This is a genomic window from Cognaticolwellia beringensis, assembly GCF_002076895.1.
In the GTDB taxonomy this organism is placed as follows: Bacteria; Pseudomonadota; Gammaproteobacteria; order Enterobacterales; family Alteromonadaceae; genus Cognaticolwellia; species Cognaticolwellia beringensis.
The window spans coordinates 1,665,371-1,680,788 of record NZ_CP020465.1 but is presented as its reverse complement, the minus strand read 5'-3'; the positions used below and the strand labels follow the sequence as shown (position 1 = coordinate 1,680,788).

Here is a 15,418-nt window from a genome sequence, read left to right as displayed (position 1 = left end):
TATTCCTCTGCGCGTGTATCGCGAGTCATGTGTTTTGCGTAATGCTTAATTTGAAACTAGGCGCACCCAGTCTCCTTCGTTAACCATTAGCGCATCTGCAACCGCCTGCGATATCACCACTTGTTTGGCGGTTTCTCGTAATAAAACTGGTGCTTGCGTTGCTCTAAAATCTGCAATTTTGTCGTTACAAATAATATATTTATTATCGTTTACTACATCGCCAATGATAACTTGGCATTTTTGGCTCTGACGTACAGTTTTCACTAAGGCTGTTTGTGTTTCAACCGTTGGGCCGGCATCAAAAATATCAACATAACCGCGACGTGAGAAGCCTTCAGCTTCAAGTAATCTTAATGCGGGTACTGTTTTTGGATGTACCTTGTTGATAACTTTTTGTGCTTCAGGGCTCAACAAATTAACGTAAATTGGGTACTTAGGCATTAATTCAGCAATAAATACTTTTTTACCTATGCCTGTAAGGTAGTCAGCCGTGGGGAAGTCGAGCGAAAAGAAATGCTCTTCTAACCATTTCCAAAATGGTGATGCGCCAGATTCGTCTGAAACACCGCGCATTTCTGCGATGACCGTATCAGCAAAACGTTCGGTGTGCTCGGCCATAAATAGAAAGCGAAAACGCGATAACAAGCGTCCGTTACGATTTTTACGGTGGCTTTCGCTCAAAAACAAAGTACAAATTTCAGAGGCGCCAGTATAGTCATTACATAAAGATAATGTTTCAACGGTGTTGTAAATATTAAGCTCACGAGAGCTGTGCACAACCTTACCTAAATGGTAATGGTAAAATGCATCATCTAGACCAACAGCCGCTTCAATACCACTCGTGCCAACTACTGCACCGGTTTTGGTATCTTCCATAACAAACAGGTAACCTTCATTACCTGGCTCAGTTACCGAGCTGTTGAAAGAAGCTTCCGCGTGAGAAATGCGGTTTTTCAGCAGTTTTTCGTTGACCGGTAGTGATGTGAAACCGTGTCCTGACTCCACAGCAATGCGATGAAGTGCATCGTAATCGCTGCTTTGAATAGGGCGAATAATAATCATAGAAAACTCTCAATGAGACGTTCAAACACCGTAATAGTCACCGGTATTTGAACGCTATAATAAAGGAAGGCTTACTTAGCTAGTTTAGCTACAGCTTTTTCAAAACGCGCTAAACCTTCAGCGATATCTTCATCAGGAATAACTAATGAAGGAGCAAAACGTATAATGTTAGCGCCAGCGACTAGTGTCATTACACCTTCGTCCATAGCGGCATTTAAAAACTCTTTTGCTCTACCTTGGTATGCGTCAGTCAATACAGCACCAATTAATAAACCTTTACCACGAATTTCACTGAATACGTTGTATTTCGCATTAATGGCATTTAAACCAGCAACATAAAGTTTTGCTTTGGCTTTAACGCCGTTTAATACCTCTGGTGTGTTCACAGTATCAAAAGCAGCTTCTGCTACAGCACAAGCTAATGGATTACCGCCGTATGTACTACCGTGTGTGCCCACTTTAAGATGCTTAGCAATATCGGTTGTTGTGATCATAGCGCCAATTGGGAAACCACCGCCTAGTGCTTTAGCTGTGGTTAAAATATCAGGTGTTACACCTAAGCCCATGTATGCATATAGCTCGCCTAAACGACCAACACCGGTTTGTACTTCATCAAATACTAAAAGCGCGTTATGTTGGTTACAAAGTTCACGCACACCTTTAGCAAATTCATCGGTAGGTGAAATAATACCGCCTTCACCTTGCAAAGGCTCCATGACTACAGCACAAGTCTTGTCAGAGATTAATGCTTTTACACTTTCTAAGTTATTGTATTCTGCATGCACAATATCACCAGGCTTAGGGCCAAAACCGTCAGAATAAGCCGCTTGACCACCAACAGTAACCGTGAAGAAAGTACGACCGTGGAAACCTTGTTTAAAAGCAATGATTTGCGATTTTTCTGCGCCAAAGTTCTCAAGTGCCCAACGACGAGCTAGTTTTAAAGCGCCTTCGTTTGCTTCTGCACCTGAGTTAGCAAAATAAACTTTATCAGCAAAAGTGCTGTCAGTTAATTTTTTTGCTAAACGTAATGCTGGCTCGTTAGTCATAACATTTGATAAGTGCCAAATTTTGTTAGCTTGTTCTGTTAATGCGCCAACTAATGCAGGATGACAATGTCCTAAACAGTTAACAGCAATGCCACCGGCAAAATCGATAAATTCACGATCTTGTTGATCCCAAACACGTGAACCTAGACCGCGAACGGGGATAACTGCAGATGGTGAATAGTTAGGTACCATAACATCATCAAATAATTCACGATTTACTGGGAAATGGTTAGACATTGTAAATTCCTCTTATATTTAGGATATTGTAATCAAAAGTTGTTTATTAGTTTTGAGCGCTAACGCTAGCAGAACTAAATGTATTAATGAGTCATCTATTATTTAAATACAGATATTTAAATACAGACTTATTAAAAATAGGCACGGATTATGACAGAAAAAATAGCCAGTGTCTTGTCAAAATGCGCTGAAGCCCTTGTAAAATAAAGGTTCGTCCGTTTTTATTCATTATTACTGCATAACTATGTTTGCTGTGTTTTTCTGCACTGTGGCTAGTTATTAGATTCTTATGTCACCTAGGCAGATCTGTAATAACAGACCATGTTTCATAATTAATCAAAAATAAATTATTGTTTTGAGCTTTTTAGGTGATTTTACGGCTATGTTTCAGCTTTAGACAAGGTTGATAGAGCTAAGTGGACCAAACCCATAGCGTATTTGATATAAATGAGTCCATGCAGTGAACAGTAATTGTGACGGGTGTTAATTAAAAATTAGCTTTATGTGATCGATATCGCTTTTCTTTAATAAGGCAATATCATTTTTGGTCAACCGACCTGCGGTTAGCAATATTTTTGCTTCTTCAGTGCTGATGAGGTTTTCTTTTGCTAAGCCTCTAAACGCAACATAAGCTTTGGCTTTAGTAACGAGCTTAGCAATTGGACACATATGATCTATGTCAGTTGCGTAGGCAAGATCGAATAACGGCTCAGTAATTTGTAAGCGATCAAAGCGCATGAGTTCGACCATGTCTGCAGCCACGTTACTACTGCGCAGTAGCAGTTGTTCTAATAATAATTCTGGCGCTGTGTCGAGAGTCGCTAATATGTCGTGCAGTTTTTTATCTTTACTGTCATAAGCGGCTTTCAGCTCTTGAGTATATAGATTGCTATAAGTATTTAAAAAGCCGCGGGTAACGGCTAATAAGCCTAAATTGCTTAACATGCCGGCGGTAAATGCGGTAAATTCGTCTAAACCTTGTTCTTTGGCTAATAACTGAGAGGCTAACGCAATAGATAAACTATCGTTCCATAGTTTCCGTTTCATTAGGGGGTAAGGCGAGGTGCTAGTAGGTAACCAATGCTTTAGCATAAATGTTGGCATAACCAATTTAAGGTTATCTAAGCCAACATAACTTAGCGCTAAATTTGGCTCAGTTACTTGTATATCTGAGCGTTTACGATATTGGGGTTTGTTAACCAAGTTTATTAATTCGCTACATAGCCAAGGTAATGATTTAGCTAAGGGGGTGATGCGATTAATACTGGCTGCTTTTACTGCCAGTATTTCCATAATAGAAGGGGCGGCATCTTCTATTTTTAGCACATTCATGTAGAGATTTTCTTTATTATCAAACTCTTTATTAACTTGGATATCTACACGCTTAAAAAATTTATTTTTCACCTGTGTTTTAAAGTGTTCATGGCCGTGCGCTTGAATAATTTTATTTTTGTGTGCTTCTTCTTCTACCGCCAATAACTCTCGTCGACGGTTAAACTGCTCACTGTCTTGATGCTGAGACATATTTATTTTGCCATTTTTTTGATTGGCAAAATCTTTACTGATCGCGAGGCTGAGCATGCGACTGTATATAGGTTGGACTAACTTGTTATTTTCAAATATTTGCATCAGGACTTCATTGTTGGTTTTCGTTATTAGTTAATAATTTGTGAGGTTAGCTCAGTTATCGGCCTGTTAGCTTATTTCATTAGGCGCTTTTATTATCATCTATTTGAATTGCATATTGGTCAATAAAGTTTTGTAATAATTGATGACCTTGTTCTGTTAACACAGATTCAGGATGAAATTGCACACTAGCGATGGCTAATTGTTTATGTTGTAAGGCCATGATTTCTTGCTGACCATTTTCAGTTACCCAAGCTGTTATTTCTAGCTCATCAGGTAAAGAATCTATATCTACAATTAACGAGTGATATCGCGTGACCGTTAATGGCTGCTTTAAAGCGGCAAATAATCCCTGTTCATTATGGTTAATGATACTGGTTTTACCGTGCATAACTTTCTTTGCTTTAATGACTCTAGCACCGAAGTGCTGGGCGATGCATTGATGCCCTAAGCAAACGCCAAGTATGGCAATGCGACCTTTAAATCTTTCGATTATCGCGAGTGACAAACCGGCAGCATCTGGGTCGCAAGGACCTGGTGAAATAACAATATATTGGGGCGCTAACGCTTCGATTGCAGCTAAGCTTATTTCATCGTTTCTACAGACTTTAACTTGCTGCCCTAGCGCCTGAAAATAATGTACTAGGTTAAAAGTAAAAGAGTCGTAATTGTCGATCATTAGTAACAAAAAAACACCTGCGTAAGACTAAATCGTAAAACGGACATTATTCTAATCTTTTATTGATCGCCATTCTACCTTTAAACACTCTGATTAAAGCACTGAAACACATCACGATCAGAATTATGGACGGAACTTTTGGTGAAATGCGATTAATTGTTGTTGGGCTTGTTGATGGTTAATGAGAGTGAAGCTGACTTTTTCGCCTGGGCGCATTTGGCTTAAGCGAAATAAGTCAGTTTGCATTACGGTACCAAGTACCGGATAACCCCCCATGGTTTGTCGCTCTTTCATTAACACTATAGGTTGTTCGTTGTCAGGAAATTGCACCATGCCATATGTCACTGGCATTGATAATAAACAACGGCTGCGTAACTGCTCAGACAGTATTTTTTCGTTGGCTGATTTGGTTAATAATATTTGTGCAGGCGAAACGCTGAGACGATAACCCATGCGGTTGCTATCAGGCGAAATAATATATTCGGTGCTTAAAAATTGTTGTTGTTGATCGCTACTCATTTGTAAAAATAAGCTGCTGGGCATAATCCGTAATGTCAGATTTTGCTGAGCGTAAAATTGACTCGGTGCTTTGAATGGTTTGTTTGCTTCTTTTGGCTTATTTATTTTTTCTGATGCTGACTCAGTTAACCCTTTAGTTTGCGCTGAAAAATACAGTTTACTGCCAACCGTTAACTTTTCGCCTGTAAAGCCTAAGGCCATTTCATTGATAGTTTGAGCGTAACTTCCTAACCAGGGTTGTTGTGCTTTTTGGCAGGTAAAACCACCGAGTACGGCCAGATAACTATGCAAACCGGTTTTGGGCATGGAAAAATCTAGCATGTCGCCAGCTTGTAGTTGATAACATTGCCAGTGATTAACGGCGACATTATTAATTTTCGCTTGGCAATCAGCTCCCGTTATCGAAATTATACAAGCCGCTTTGGCTTCGAAACTGACTTGCCCAAGCGTAATTTCTATTGTGGCACAATGACGTTGTTTATTGTGTAGTTCAACACTCATATCATTGGCCGCTAATTTATCGTTAATAAGCTTATTAGCGCTAAGAAAAGCGAATTCGTCGGCGGCGCCACTAGCACTAAACCCTAAGTGCTGTGCATTAAGACGGCCAAGATCTTGAATACTTGCTTGACCATTCATGCTGATAATTTCAAGATAACCTTGGCTCATGCCTGTAAACCTTGTTGTAGCGCTATAAATTCAGCTTTGGTAATGGCATAAAACTGTACATTTTGCCCAACGTTTATAGTGGCATTGAACTGGCTATTTTTACTTTCATACATAGGTAAGGGGGTTTGGCCGATAATATGCCAGCCACCCGGGCTTTCAATCGGATAAATAGCACTTTGTTGTTCAGCAATGGCTACGGCACCTTTAGGTACTTTTATACGTGGTGAGGATTTTCTGGGTAAATGTAAGCTGTCGGGTAAGCTCGCTAAGTAACAAAACCCCGGCGTAAAACCTAACGCAAAACCATGATAAATTTCAGCACTGTGTTGTTTAATAACGTTATCTATCGACATATTGCAACGCTTTGCAACGTCGGCTAAATCCCATTCTTGTTCAGTATCGTAGTACACCGGTATTTTGATGCAATCGTCATTTAGGCTTTTAACTTTTGGTATTTCACCGTGTGCTTTTTCTAAACCGGCGTTATGAGTTTTAGCGATACGCTTTATTTTTTCGATCGCTTGCGTGCTAGTGTTATTTTGAGGGTTAAAATAAACCATTAAACAATGATAACTTGCCACCGTTTCTAGAATGAGTTCGCCCAGTTGTTTTACAATAATTGCTTGTAGTGCAATGATTTTATTATGTTGAGTAAGCGATATTTTTGCTTGCCAGCTTAGCAGTAAAGCATTTTCGGCGACTACTTCAATAGTAAAGTTAGCACTATTTTTAGCACCATTTTTATCACTGTTTTGATCACTATTCATATTATTAACGCAGACCTTGCGCATTATTAATGGTTGCACGTAACGCTTTAAGCATTTCTAAAGCGTTAGGGGTGTCGCCATGCACGCATAAGGCATCAATGTGAAACTGCAAAGGTTGTTGATTTTGGCTTAGTAATGGTTGCTTATTAAGTAGGGCTTGGCAGCGACTCACCACGGTTTGGTTATTGGTTAATACAGCGCCAACTTCACCGCGAGGTACTAACAAACCATTATCTAAATAGGCGCGATCAGCAAAGGCTTCATAATAAAGTGAAATGTGATGCTTTTTTGCTATCTGATCAAATTTATCACTGTCAGTTACTGCTTGTATCATTAAAAATAGTGGTTTGTGGTTAGTTTGGTTTAGCTGCGCGATGGCCAGACAAATATCCTCAAATATGTTCACGTTTTTCATCATGTCGTTGTATAACGCCCCATGGGGTTTAACATAATTAAGCTGGGTATTTTCCACAGAGCAAAGGGCTTGTAAGGCACCAATTTGATATTGCACATTAGCGATTAATTCATCTTGCGATAAATCCATTGACTGACGACCAAAGTTTTCTACATCGGGATAGCTGGGATGAGCGCCAATAATGACTTGATGTTGTTGGGCAAGTTTAATGGTTCTTTTAATCGTTAAAGGATCAGAACCATGAAATCCACAAGCGATATTGGCCATATCAATCAATGGCATAATATCGGCATCGTTATTTTCTGTAAACTCACCTAAATCACAATTCAACTTCATGGAATACGCTCTATTTAATCGTCATTTATGTGACGACGTTGTCGTGGAGGATGACTGATCACAACATCGGTAATTGGTGTACAGCTGCAACTTAAAATATAACCTTGCTGCTGCTCTTCGTCGGATAAACCATCTTGGCAAAGTTGTTCTACTTCACCTTGCTCTAATTTTACTTTACAACTACCACACATGCCTGCACGGCAAGAGTATGGCAGTATTAAGCCTGCATCTTCACCTTGTTCAAGGAGAGTTTGGATGTTATTGCCGGTAATGGTTTTATTGTGACTACTAAATGTCACTACCAGTTTTTTTTTCTTTCTGCTCAAGACAGGCTCCTTTTTGAGCGGGATATTAGTGTCACTATTGGTGATATTTATATCGGACTTATTTCTTACCGCGAACACTGGGGCAACTTGGCGTTTTATTACTTCAACTTTATCACCACGTTTAATTTGACCTTGATTAAGGGCCACTAAATTTTGCCCAAATAAAATATCGCCATTTGTTAACTGACGATATTCTTTTAATTTTTTTAAAGGTTCTTGCTGCTGATGCTTTTCGCCGGTTTCAGGGTTAATAGTGGTGAAAATACAGCGCGTGCAGGGTTTTGCTATTTCAAACTCTACTTCGCCAATGCGAATATGCTGCCATGTATCTTCTGCAAATGCATCACAGTTACTCACGACAATATTTGGCCGAAACTGGGCCATGGTAATACTGGCAGTATTGGGCTTATATTGATTATTTAAGTTATCAAGCGATGCTTGTGAAATCAGCAATAAAGGGTAGCCATCTGCAAAACCCACTTGGCTACTTTTGTTTTTAACAAAGCGCTGCGAGTCTGCGCCGAAAAAAAGTAATTGGCAAGGTTGGTCAAGATAGTCACTGAACCATTTATTTATATTGTCTTGGCATTGCTGTGCATTAATTGTGTCTTGCCAAACATTAACTGCAACATAACTTTGGCAAAGATTATGGTACTCAATAACCAAAGTCGGCATATTGGGTGCGGTAACCCTAAAGCCAGTTGACGTTAGGCTCGCTTGAATTAAGCACAAAGTTGGCTGCGTGCGAGCGGTAAAAAACTCACCATTGAGGCTAGCAATTACAAAGCGACGATCAAAGGCTAAACCAAATTCTTCAACCCAGCTGTTTGAAAGCTCAATGCCGGCGCTAGATTTAATTGGATAAATATGAATATTTTGCAGAATAGCCTGACTCATGAACTCCCTCAAATACTGCTAATGGTAATACTAATGGGCTTAATTCTCCTCAGGAGGTATGAATTATTTCCGTTAGTGTTAATGACATTGATAGTGGGCAAAATGCATTGATTTTGCAATATGTATTTTTGGTGGATTAAGGTATATTGAGGCCATTCTGATTTAAACCTAAGCTCGCACTAGCATATGCGGTGTAAGAGCTAACAAAATGGGCTTTTATGCATCTTCATATATTAGGTATTTGTGGCACTTTTATGGGCGGTATTGCCGCTATTGCCAAGCAAATGGGCTTTCGAGTGTCTGGCTGTGACGCTAATGTTTATCCACCAATGAGTACTCAACTCGAACAATTGGGCATCGAATTAAAGTCAGGTTATTTAGTTGAGCACTTAGATGACGAGCCTGATTTAGTCATCGTCGGTAATGCTATGGCGCGTGGTAACCCCATGGTGGAATATGTACTTGACCGTAAAATTCCCTATACGTCAGGTCCAGAATGGTTATTAGACAATGTGTTAAAAGACCGCTGGGTGCTGGCTGTTTCGGGTACACATGGCAAAACCACCACCAGCTCCATGCTGACTTGGATATTGCAATATGCAGGAATGGAACCGGGTTTTTTGATTGGTGGCGTGCCGCAAAACTTTGATTGCTCTGCTCGCTTAGGTAACGCGCCATTTTTTGTTATCGAAGCCGATGAATACGATACGGCTTTTTTCGATAAACGTTCTAAGTTTGTCCATTACCGCCCAAATACTTTAGTGATCAATAATATGGAGTTTGATCATGCGGATATTTTTAATGATATCAGCGATATTCAGCGTCAATTTCATCACCTTATTCGTATGGTGCCAAGCAATGGCCTTATTTTGTCGCCTAAAAATGAACTAGCTATTACAGAAACACTGGCGATGGGTTGTTGGACGCCGACTGAATATAGTGTCGATGAAACGCATAAATCGTCTGGCTGGTATGCCGAAAAATGTCTTGCAGATGGCAGTGAATTTATTGTTAGCTTTGAAGGTGTGGAACAAGGGCAAGTTAATTGGGCGCTTATTGGCGACTTTAATATCGACAACGGTTTAATGGCGATTGCGGCCGCGCGTCATGCTGGTGTGCCAACAGCGGTAGCCATTGAAGCGTTAGCAAGCTTTGTAAATACCAAGCGCCGATTAGAGCTTAAAGGTGAAGTTAATCAAGTCAGAGTCTTTGACGATTTTGCTCATCATCCGACCGCGATCGCTAAAACATTAGCGGGTGTGCGGGCAAATGTGGGCAACAGACGCGTAATAGCGATACTAGAGCCAAGATCGAATACCATGAAGTCAGGCGTGCATAAAGACACGTTGGCAAAATCGCTAGCAGACGCGGATCTGGTGTTTGTTTATCAAGGTGAGCAAGTGCAGTGGTCCGTTGATGCTTTAATTGCCGATTGTTCTCAACCCTGTTTTGTCGGTGAAAACATTGACCAAATGGTGGCCGATATAGTGGCAAAATCCGAAGCAGGCGATACGCTTGTCGTGATGAGTAACGGCGGTTTTGGCGGTATTCATGAAAAACTGTTATCGGCATTATCTAAGCTATAATAGCCAGTACAATCATTATTTATTAGTGAACTATCCATTAGTGACAAATGCATAAGTGAACTATTCATTAATGTTACGAGTATAGACACGGTAACCGTTAATTTACGTTACCCAATTTAGGTGAATGTGTGCAAAATAAAGCAATGACAATAAATAACAATGGCGAATTTGATCAGAAAATAACTTTGGCCATTACAGGTGCTTCTGGCTCGGCTTACGCACTGCGATTATTGGAATGTTTAGTCGCAGCAAACTATCAAGTGTATTTATTGTGCTCTAGTGCTGCTCGTGTGGTGTTTGATACCGAAGTTGGCTTAAAGCTACCGAGTTCGCCTGACGCTGCGAGTCAATTTTTTACTGAGAAATTTAATGCCAAGCCTGAGCAAATTATCGTCTTTGGCAAAGAACAGTGGTTTTCTCCGGTAGCTTCTGGCTCTGCTGCACCGAAAACTATGGTGGTTTGTCCGTGTTCTACAGGCACGCTGGCGGCCATTAGCCAAGGGATGAGTGACAACCTGATTGAACGTGCTGCGGATGTGGTCATTAAAGAACGTGGACAATTAATTTTAGTGCCACGCGAAACACCTTTTTCAACGATACATTTGCAAAATATGTTGTCGTTATCGCAAATGGGCGTAACTATAATGCCGGCATCTCCAGGTTTTTATCATCAACCTAAGACGATTAATGATCTGATTGATTTTATGGTCGGTCGAATACTCGACCATTTAAATATCGAACAATCGATTATGCCACGCTGGGGCTATCAATCACCCACGCAAACGCAGTAAAGCCTGTGCTATTTTGGGCAAGGTTCATTGAGCGATTATATTTATTATTGATATGAATATACCAAGTTGATTAATTAGCTGCTCATTTTTAATGGTTAAAATGAATAACTACGGCGTTATAAAATTTATAAGTAGAATAACTACTGACTAAATTTTATGCCTTGTAATTATCTATTTTTCCTCATGAAAAAGTAGAACACTTAATTAATCAAATTGGTATAACACAGACTTATTTACTATCCATCAGATGTAAATAAGCCTGTGTAGATAACTTTACTTATATTTTAAATTAAGGCCTAAAGTAGCGAGCTTTAAGTAAGGTACTTAATTTAACCGTGCGTTATTCAGCGCTTGCCGTAACTTTGTTTTTTGCTTTAAGAATTTTAATATCGACACCATCAAGTAACAGCATAACATCAGCGAGTAATCTTTTAAGTTCGGTGACTTCAGTGGGAATGCTTTTCTTTACTTTTTGAACGTAAGCAATGGCTTCACGATTTTGAATAACTTCTAACAAAGTCTTCAAGGTTTCAGTATCGTTAGCATCAATTGCCGGCAACTTTTTTTCACTTGCGGCATTGTAGAGCGAGTAGGTGGTTATTAAACTTGCTTGTGCTTCTTCTAGTCTTTTCATAAAAATCAGTCCTTGTTTTTATTGTTTTAAAACTGGTCTATTTCGAAATGCGAATAGTCGTAACTCGAGAACAGTTATAGTACTTACATACCATACTGAAAATTAAAAATATTGTCTATTTTTTCTGCATAATATCTTCTTGGTGACGACAATGTTTTAGCGTTATGTAACGGGTGTTGAACGGCAAATAGCGACTATTTGTCGCATTCGGCTTAAGTTTTCAATAATGATGTGTTGTAGTAAGGTTATAAAAATAAATTACATAGCTGATTAGGTTGAATATATGTCTAGATTTACCGCTCGGATCTCTTCACTAGCACTTAGCATTGCTTTAGTAGCAGGTGCCGGTCATCAAGCTTTTGCTGAAGAAAATACGGCGAAAACACCAGAAAAAAACAAAGCTGAGAAATGGTCAGTTAATAATCCGCAAGGTGAATTCAGCACCGCAAAAATTGATGTTCGCCAAGGGACTTGGATGAATGTTGATATAAGCCCAGATGGTAAAACTTTAGTATTTGATTTACTTGGTGACATTTACACCTTGCCAGTTGATGGTGGTGAAGCCACAGCGTTAATGACAGATATTGCTTGGCAAATGCAACCGCGCTTTAGCCCAGATGGACAACATATTGCTTTTACTTCTGATGAAGATGGCGGCGATAATTTATGGATTATGAAAGCTGATGGTAGTGCTGGCAAAGCGGTTAGCTCAGAAACCTTTCGTTTATTAAATAGCCCGGCTTGGTCACCAGACGGCAATTATATTGTTGGCCGTAAACACTTTACCGGTTCTCGTTCTTTGGGGGCTGGCGAAGTATGGATGTACCACAAAACTGGTGGTAATGGCGTAATGTTAACTAAACGCCCTAATGAGCAGAAAGATTTAGGCGAACCGGCATTTTCACATGACGGGAAATACGTTTACTTCTCACAAGATGCTACTCCAGGAAAAACCTTCCATTACAGTAAAGATTCTGAAAAAGGCATTTATAAAATCAAACGCCTTGAACTCGAAACCGGAGAAATTAAAGTCGTTGTTTCTGGAAAAGGTGGTGCAATACGACCGGTGCCATCACCTGATGGTAAGTACTTAGCTTATATTAGCCGTGACGATTTCCAATCTAATTTGTACCTTTACGACTTGAAAAGTGGTGAAGAAAGCCTGATTTTTGAAAACTTAGACCGTGATATGCAAGAAACGTGGGCAATTCACGGCGTGTATCCAAATATGGCGTGGTTGCCAAATAGCGCGGGCATGGTATTTTGGTCTGGCGGACAAATCAACAAACTTGATCTTGAGAGCAAAAAGACAACGGTTATCCCATTTCATGTGAAAACCGAGAAAAAAATCCAAACTGCGTTACGCTTTCAACAAGATATTGATCAAGATAACTTTGACGTGAAAATGCTCCGTGATATTGAAATATCACCGGATGGTCGCAAAGTAGTGTACGAGTCAATGGGCCATATTTATATCCGTAATATTGCTGATGGCAAAGTCAAAGGTAAAGCGAAGCGTTTAACTAAGCAAAAGTCTCACTTTGAATTAAACCCGAGTTTTTCTCGTGATGGCAGAACGGTAGTTTATAGCACTTGGAATGATAAACAACTCGGTGAAATTCGCACCGTATCATCACGTGGTGGTAAGAGCCGTTTATTAACCGAAGAACCGGGTAAATACATAGAACCTAGCTTTTCTCCAGACGGAAAAACCGTGGTATTTCGAAAAGTTTCTGGCGGTTACATCACCGATCCAACGTGGGGGTTAAACTCAGGGGTTTATACCGTTAGTGTTAAAGATGGAACGCCTAAGCTGGTAACAGAGTCTGGCTTATTGCCACATTTTGGTGCTAAAAACGATCGTGTTTATGTTTTACGTAACGGTGAAAAGCCACAACTGGTGAAAATTAATTTAAATCATTCATCAAACGCTGAGAAGGAACAAGCGCTTTATCAAGGTAAGTTTGCTACTGAATTTAAGGTGTCACCTGATGGCAAATATTTAGCGTTTGCTGAACGTTTTAAAGTATTTGTAACGCCATTTGTTGAGCGCGGACAAGTGATTGATATTGGACCGAAAGCAAAAAACTTACCGGTGAAAAAATTATCGTTACGTGCTGGCGAAGGTATCAACTGGAATGGTGAGTCTAATGAACTTTACTGGAGCTTAGGACCAGACTTATATCAAGCAAGTGTTGGCGGTTTATTTGATATAACGGACACAAAAGCACTGGCGAAAACTGACGTTGAAAGTAACGATGTTGATAGTAGTGAAGAGCAGACAAAAGCAGAAACAACACCAGAGCCACTTAAAACTTATTTAGGTTTTAAAGCAAAAGCTGATAAGCCTTCGGGTCGAGTTGCGTTCGTTGGCGGTAAAGTGATCACGATGGAAGGTGAGCAAATAATCGAAAACGGCGTTGTGGTTGTCGAAGGCAATAAAATTATTGCCGTGGGCAAAAATGGGCAAGTAGATATTCCGTCAAATGCTAAAGTGATTGATGTTACGGGTAAGTCGATTATGCCAGGCTTAATTGATGCGCATGCACATGGCCCGCAAGGCAGTAATGAAATTATTCCACAGCAAAACTGGAAAAATTACGCTGGTTTAGCATTAGGGGTAACTACCGTTCACGACCCATCAAACGACACTACTGAATTTTTTGCTGCCAGTGAAATGCAAAAAGCTGGTGATATTGTTGGTCCACGTTTATTCTCTACGGGCAGTATTTTATACGGTGCCACTATTGCGGGCTATACCTCGCATGTTGATAGTTTAGATGATGCTAAATTTCATATTGAACGTTTGAAAAAAGCCGGTGTGTTTAGTGTTAAAAGCTACAATCAACCGCGTCGCAATCAGCGCCAACAAATGATACAAGCAGCACGTGAGGCCCAAATTTTAGTGGTACCAGAAGGGGGTTCGCTACTACAACACAACTTATCTATGATTATTGATGGTCATACGACGTTAGAGCATTCAATTTCGACCGCGAAAATTTATGACGATATAAAGCAATTATGGTCGCAATCTGAAATGGCCTACACGCCGACGATGGGCGTAGCTTACGGGGGTATTTCAGGTGAGCATTTTTGGTATGACACAACAGATGTATGGAAACATCCACGTTTGAGTCAGTATGTACCGAGCGAGTTCTTAGATCCGCGTTCAATGCGTCGCACCAAAGCGCCACATCATCATTACAACCACATTAATGTTGCGAAAGTGGCTAAAGAGCTACAAGACTTAGGTGTTGTGGTGAATTCTGGTGGTCATGGTCAACGTGAAGGTTTAGCGATGCACTGGGAAATGTGGATGATGGCACAAGGCGGTATGACACCATTAAATGCTATTCGTACAGCAACCATTGCCCCAGCACACACCTTAGGTTTAGATAGCCAATTAGGCTCGATAAAAGTCGGTAAACTTGCGGATATTTTAGTGGTAGATGGTGATGTCAGCAAAGATATTCGTTTATCTGATAAAGTTATTTACACTATGGTTAATGGCCGTTTGTATAATTCTGAAACGATGAATGAAGTGGGTAACTACGATAATAAGCGTGCTAAATTTTATTTTGAAAAATAACCTTTCAACTTTGTTTAATTAAAGCATCTAGATAAAGCCCAGTATTTATTGGGCTTTATCTATTCAGGTCATCTTTAAACCCCATACCTTTAGTGTCATTAGTGTCTTTGGATTGCTGCTCCGGGATTGCCTTCATTAGTTCTTTCATTGCCGAGTAAATTTTTGTGAGTAGCAATATCATTTAAATGATTAACTTAATTAGGCTTTTAGTTATACTGAAATTATATAAAAAATAA

The 15,418-nt window shown here is 39.9% G+C and carries 12 protein-coding genes; 3 read left to right on the top strand and 9 right to left on the bottom strand.

The genetic code is table 11. From position 1 onward, the window contains the following. Positions 1–45: 45 nt before the first annotated feature. The 8 genes from astA to B5D82_RS07040 all read right to left on the bottom strand — a co-directional run bounded on the left by astA (position 46) and on the right by B5D82_RS07040 (position 8,582). Positions 46–1,062: an arginine N-succinyltransferase gene (gene astA / locus B5D82_RS07075; RefSeq protein WP_081150262.1), complete on the bottom strand. Its 1,017-nt coding sequence runs from the start codon at positions 1,060–1,062 to the stop codon at positions 46–48. A 71-nt stretch (positions 1,063–1,133) separates the two neighbouring features. Further along, on the bottom strand, positions 1,134–2,348 hold the full coding sequence (locus B5D82_RS07070) for an aspartate aminotransferase family protein (RefSeq protein ID WP_081150260.1): 1,215 nt from the start codon (positions 2,346–2,348) through the stop codon (positions 1,134–1,136). Between the two features lie 483 nt (positions 2,349–2,831). Beyond that, a complete protein-coding gene (locus B5D82_RS07065; protein WP_081150258.1) occupies positions 2,832–3,977 on the bottom strand; it encodes an HDOD domain-containing protein in 1,146 nt (381 codons plus the stop codon). A gap of 79 nt (positions 3,978–4,056) precedes the next feature. Then, positions 4,057–4,662 carry an anthranilate synthase component II gene (locus B5D82_RS07060; protein WP_081150256.1) on the bottom strand — a complete coding sequence of 202 codons (606 nt, stop codon included), beginning with the start codon at positions 4,660–4,662 and terminating at the stop codon, positions 4,057–4,059. A 114-nt stretch (positions 4,663–4,776) separates the two neighbouring features. Further along, the gene (locus B5D82_RS07055) at positions 4,777–5,841 is read right to left on the bottom strand and encodes a 5-oxoprolinase subunit C family protein (protein WP_081150254.1); all 1,065 of its coding nucleotides are present in this window, start codon (positions 5,839–5,841) and stop codon (positions 4,777–4,779) included. Beyond that, complete coding sequence (pxpB, locus tag B5D82_RS07050; RefSeq protein ID WP_157673853.1) at positions 5,838–6,608, bottom strand: 5-oxoprolinase subunit PxpB; 771 nt, start codon at positions 6,606–6,608, stop codon at positions 5,838–5,840. The genes B5D82_RS07055 and pxpB overlap by 4 nt, the downstream gene beginning before the upstream one ends. Positions 6,609–6,612: 4 nt before the next feature. Continuing rightward, positions 6,613–7,359, bottom strand: coding sequence for a 5-oxoprolinase subunit PxpA (locus B5D82_RS07045; protein WP_081150250.1), 747 nt, complete (start codon positions 7,357–7,359; stop codon positions 6,613–6,615). A gap of 14 nt (positions 7,360–7,373) precedes the next feature. After that, the gene (locus B5D82_RS07040; RefSeq protein ID WP_081150248.1) at positions 7,374–8,582 is read right to left on the bottom strand and encodes a YcbX family protein; all 1,209 of its coding nucleotides are present in this window, start codon (positions 8,580–8,582) and stop codon (positions 7,374–7,376) included. A 218-nt stretch (positions 8,583–8,800) separates the two neighbouring features. Between B5D82_RS07040 and mpl the strand changes: the two genes are divergently transcribed. Together mpl and B5D82_RS07030 are read left to right on the top strand one after the other, a co-directional pair. After that, positions 8,801–10,168 (top strand): UDP-N-acetylmuramate:L-alanyl-gamma-D-glutamyl-meso-diaminopimelate ligase, encoded by a 1,368-nt coding sequence (gene mpl / locus B5D82_RS07035; RefSeq protein ID WP_081150246.1) that lies wholly within the window; start codon positions 8,801–8,803, stop codon positions 10,166–10,168. A 143-nt stretch (positions 10,169–10,311) separates the two neighbouring features. Further along, complete coding sequence (locus B5D82_RS07030; RefSeq protein WP_081154380.1) at positions 10,312–10,959, top strand: flavin prenyltransferase UbiX; 648 nt, start codon at positions 10,312–10,314, stop codon at positions 10,957–10,959. Positions 10,960–11,299: 340 nt separating this feature from the next. Here the strand turns inward: B5D82_RS07030 and B5D82_RS07025 are convergent, their stop codons facing one another. Beyond that, a complete protein-coding gene (locus B5D82_RS07025) occupies positions 11,300–11,593 on the bottom strand; it encodes a hypothetical protein (protein WP_081150244.1) in 294 nt (97 codons plus the stop codon). Between the two features lie 283 nt (positions 11,594–11,876). Here B5D82_RS07025 and B5D82_RS07020 point away from each other — a divergent pair, with 283 nt between their 5' ends. Then, positions 11,877–15,182, top strand: coding sequence for an amidohydrolase family protein (locus B5D82_RS07020; protein WP_081150242.1), 3,306 nt, complete (start codon positions 11,877–11,879; stop codon positions 15,180–15,182). The last annotated feature ends 236 nt before the right edge of the window (positions 15,183–15,418 follow it).

Bases quoted from the DNA above. Each gene is read 5' to 3' on its own strand.
- B5D82_RS07040 (WP_081150248.1), bottom strand. From the start codon at position 8,582: ATGAGTCAGGCTATTCTGCAAAATATTCATATTTATCCAATTAAATCT.
- B5D82_RS07070 (WP_081150260.1), bottom strand. From the start codon at position 2,348: ATGTCTAACCATTTCCCAGTAAATCGTGAATTATTTGATGATGTTATG.
- astA (WP_081150262.1), bottom strand. From the start codon at position 1,062: ATGATTATTATTCGCCCTATTCAAAGCAGCGATTACGATGCACTTCAT.
- B5D82_RS07055 (WP_081150254.1), bottom strand. From the start codon at position 5,841: ATGAGCCAAGGTTATCTTGAAATTATCAGCATGAATGGTCAAGCAAGT.
- B5D82_RS07025 (WP_081150244.1), bottom strand. From the start codon at position 11,593: ATGAAAAGACTAGAAGAAGCACAAGCAAGTTTAATAACCACCTACTCG.
- B5D82_RS07020 (WP_081150242.1), top strand. From the start codon at position 11,877: ATGTCTAGATTTACCGCTCGGATCTCTTCACTAGCACTTAGCATTGCT.
- B5D82_RS07045 (WP_081150250.1), bottom strand. From the start codon at position 7,359: ATGAAGTTGAATTGTGATTTAGGTGAGTTTACAGAAAATAACGATGCC.
- B5D82_RS07030 (WP_081154380.1), top strand. From the start codon at position 10,312: ATGACAATAAATAACAATGGCGAATTTGATCAGAAAATAACTTTGGCC.
- mpl (WP_081150246.1), top strand. From the start codon at position 8,801: ATGCATCTTCATATATTAGGTATTTGTGGCACTTTTATGGGCGGTATT.
- B5D82_RS07065 (WP_081150258.1), bottom strand. From the start codon at position 3,977: ATGCAAATATTTGAAAATAACAAGTTAGTCCAACCTATATACAGTCGC.
- pxpB (WP_157673853.1), bottom strand. From the start codon at position 6,608: ATGAATAGTGATCAAAACAGTGATAAAAATGGTGCTAAAAATAGTGCT.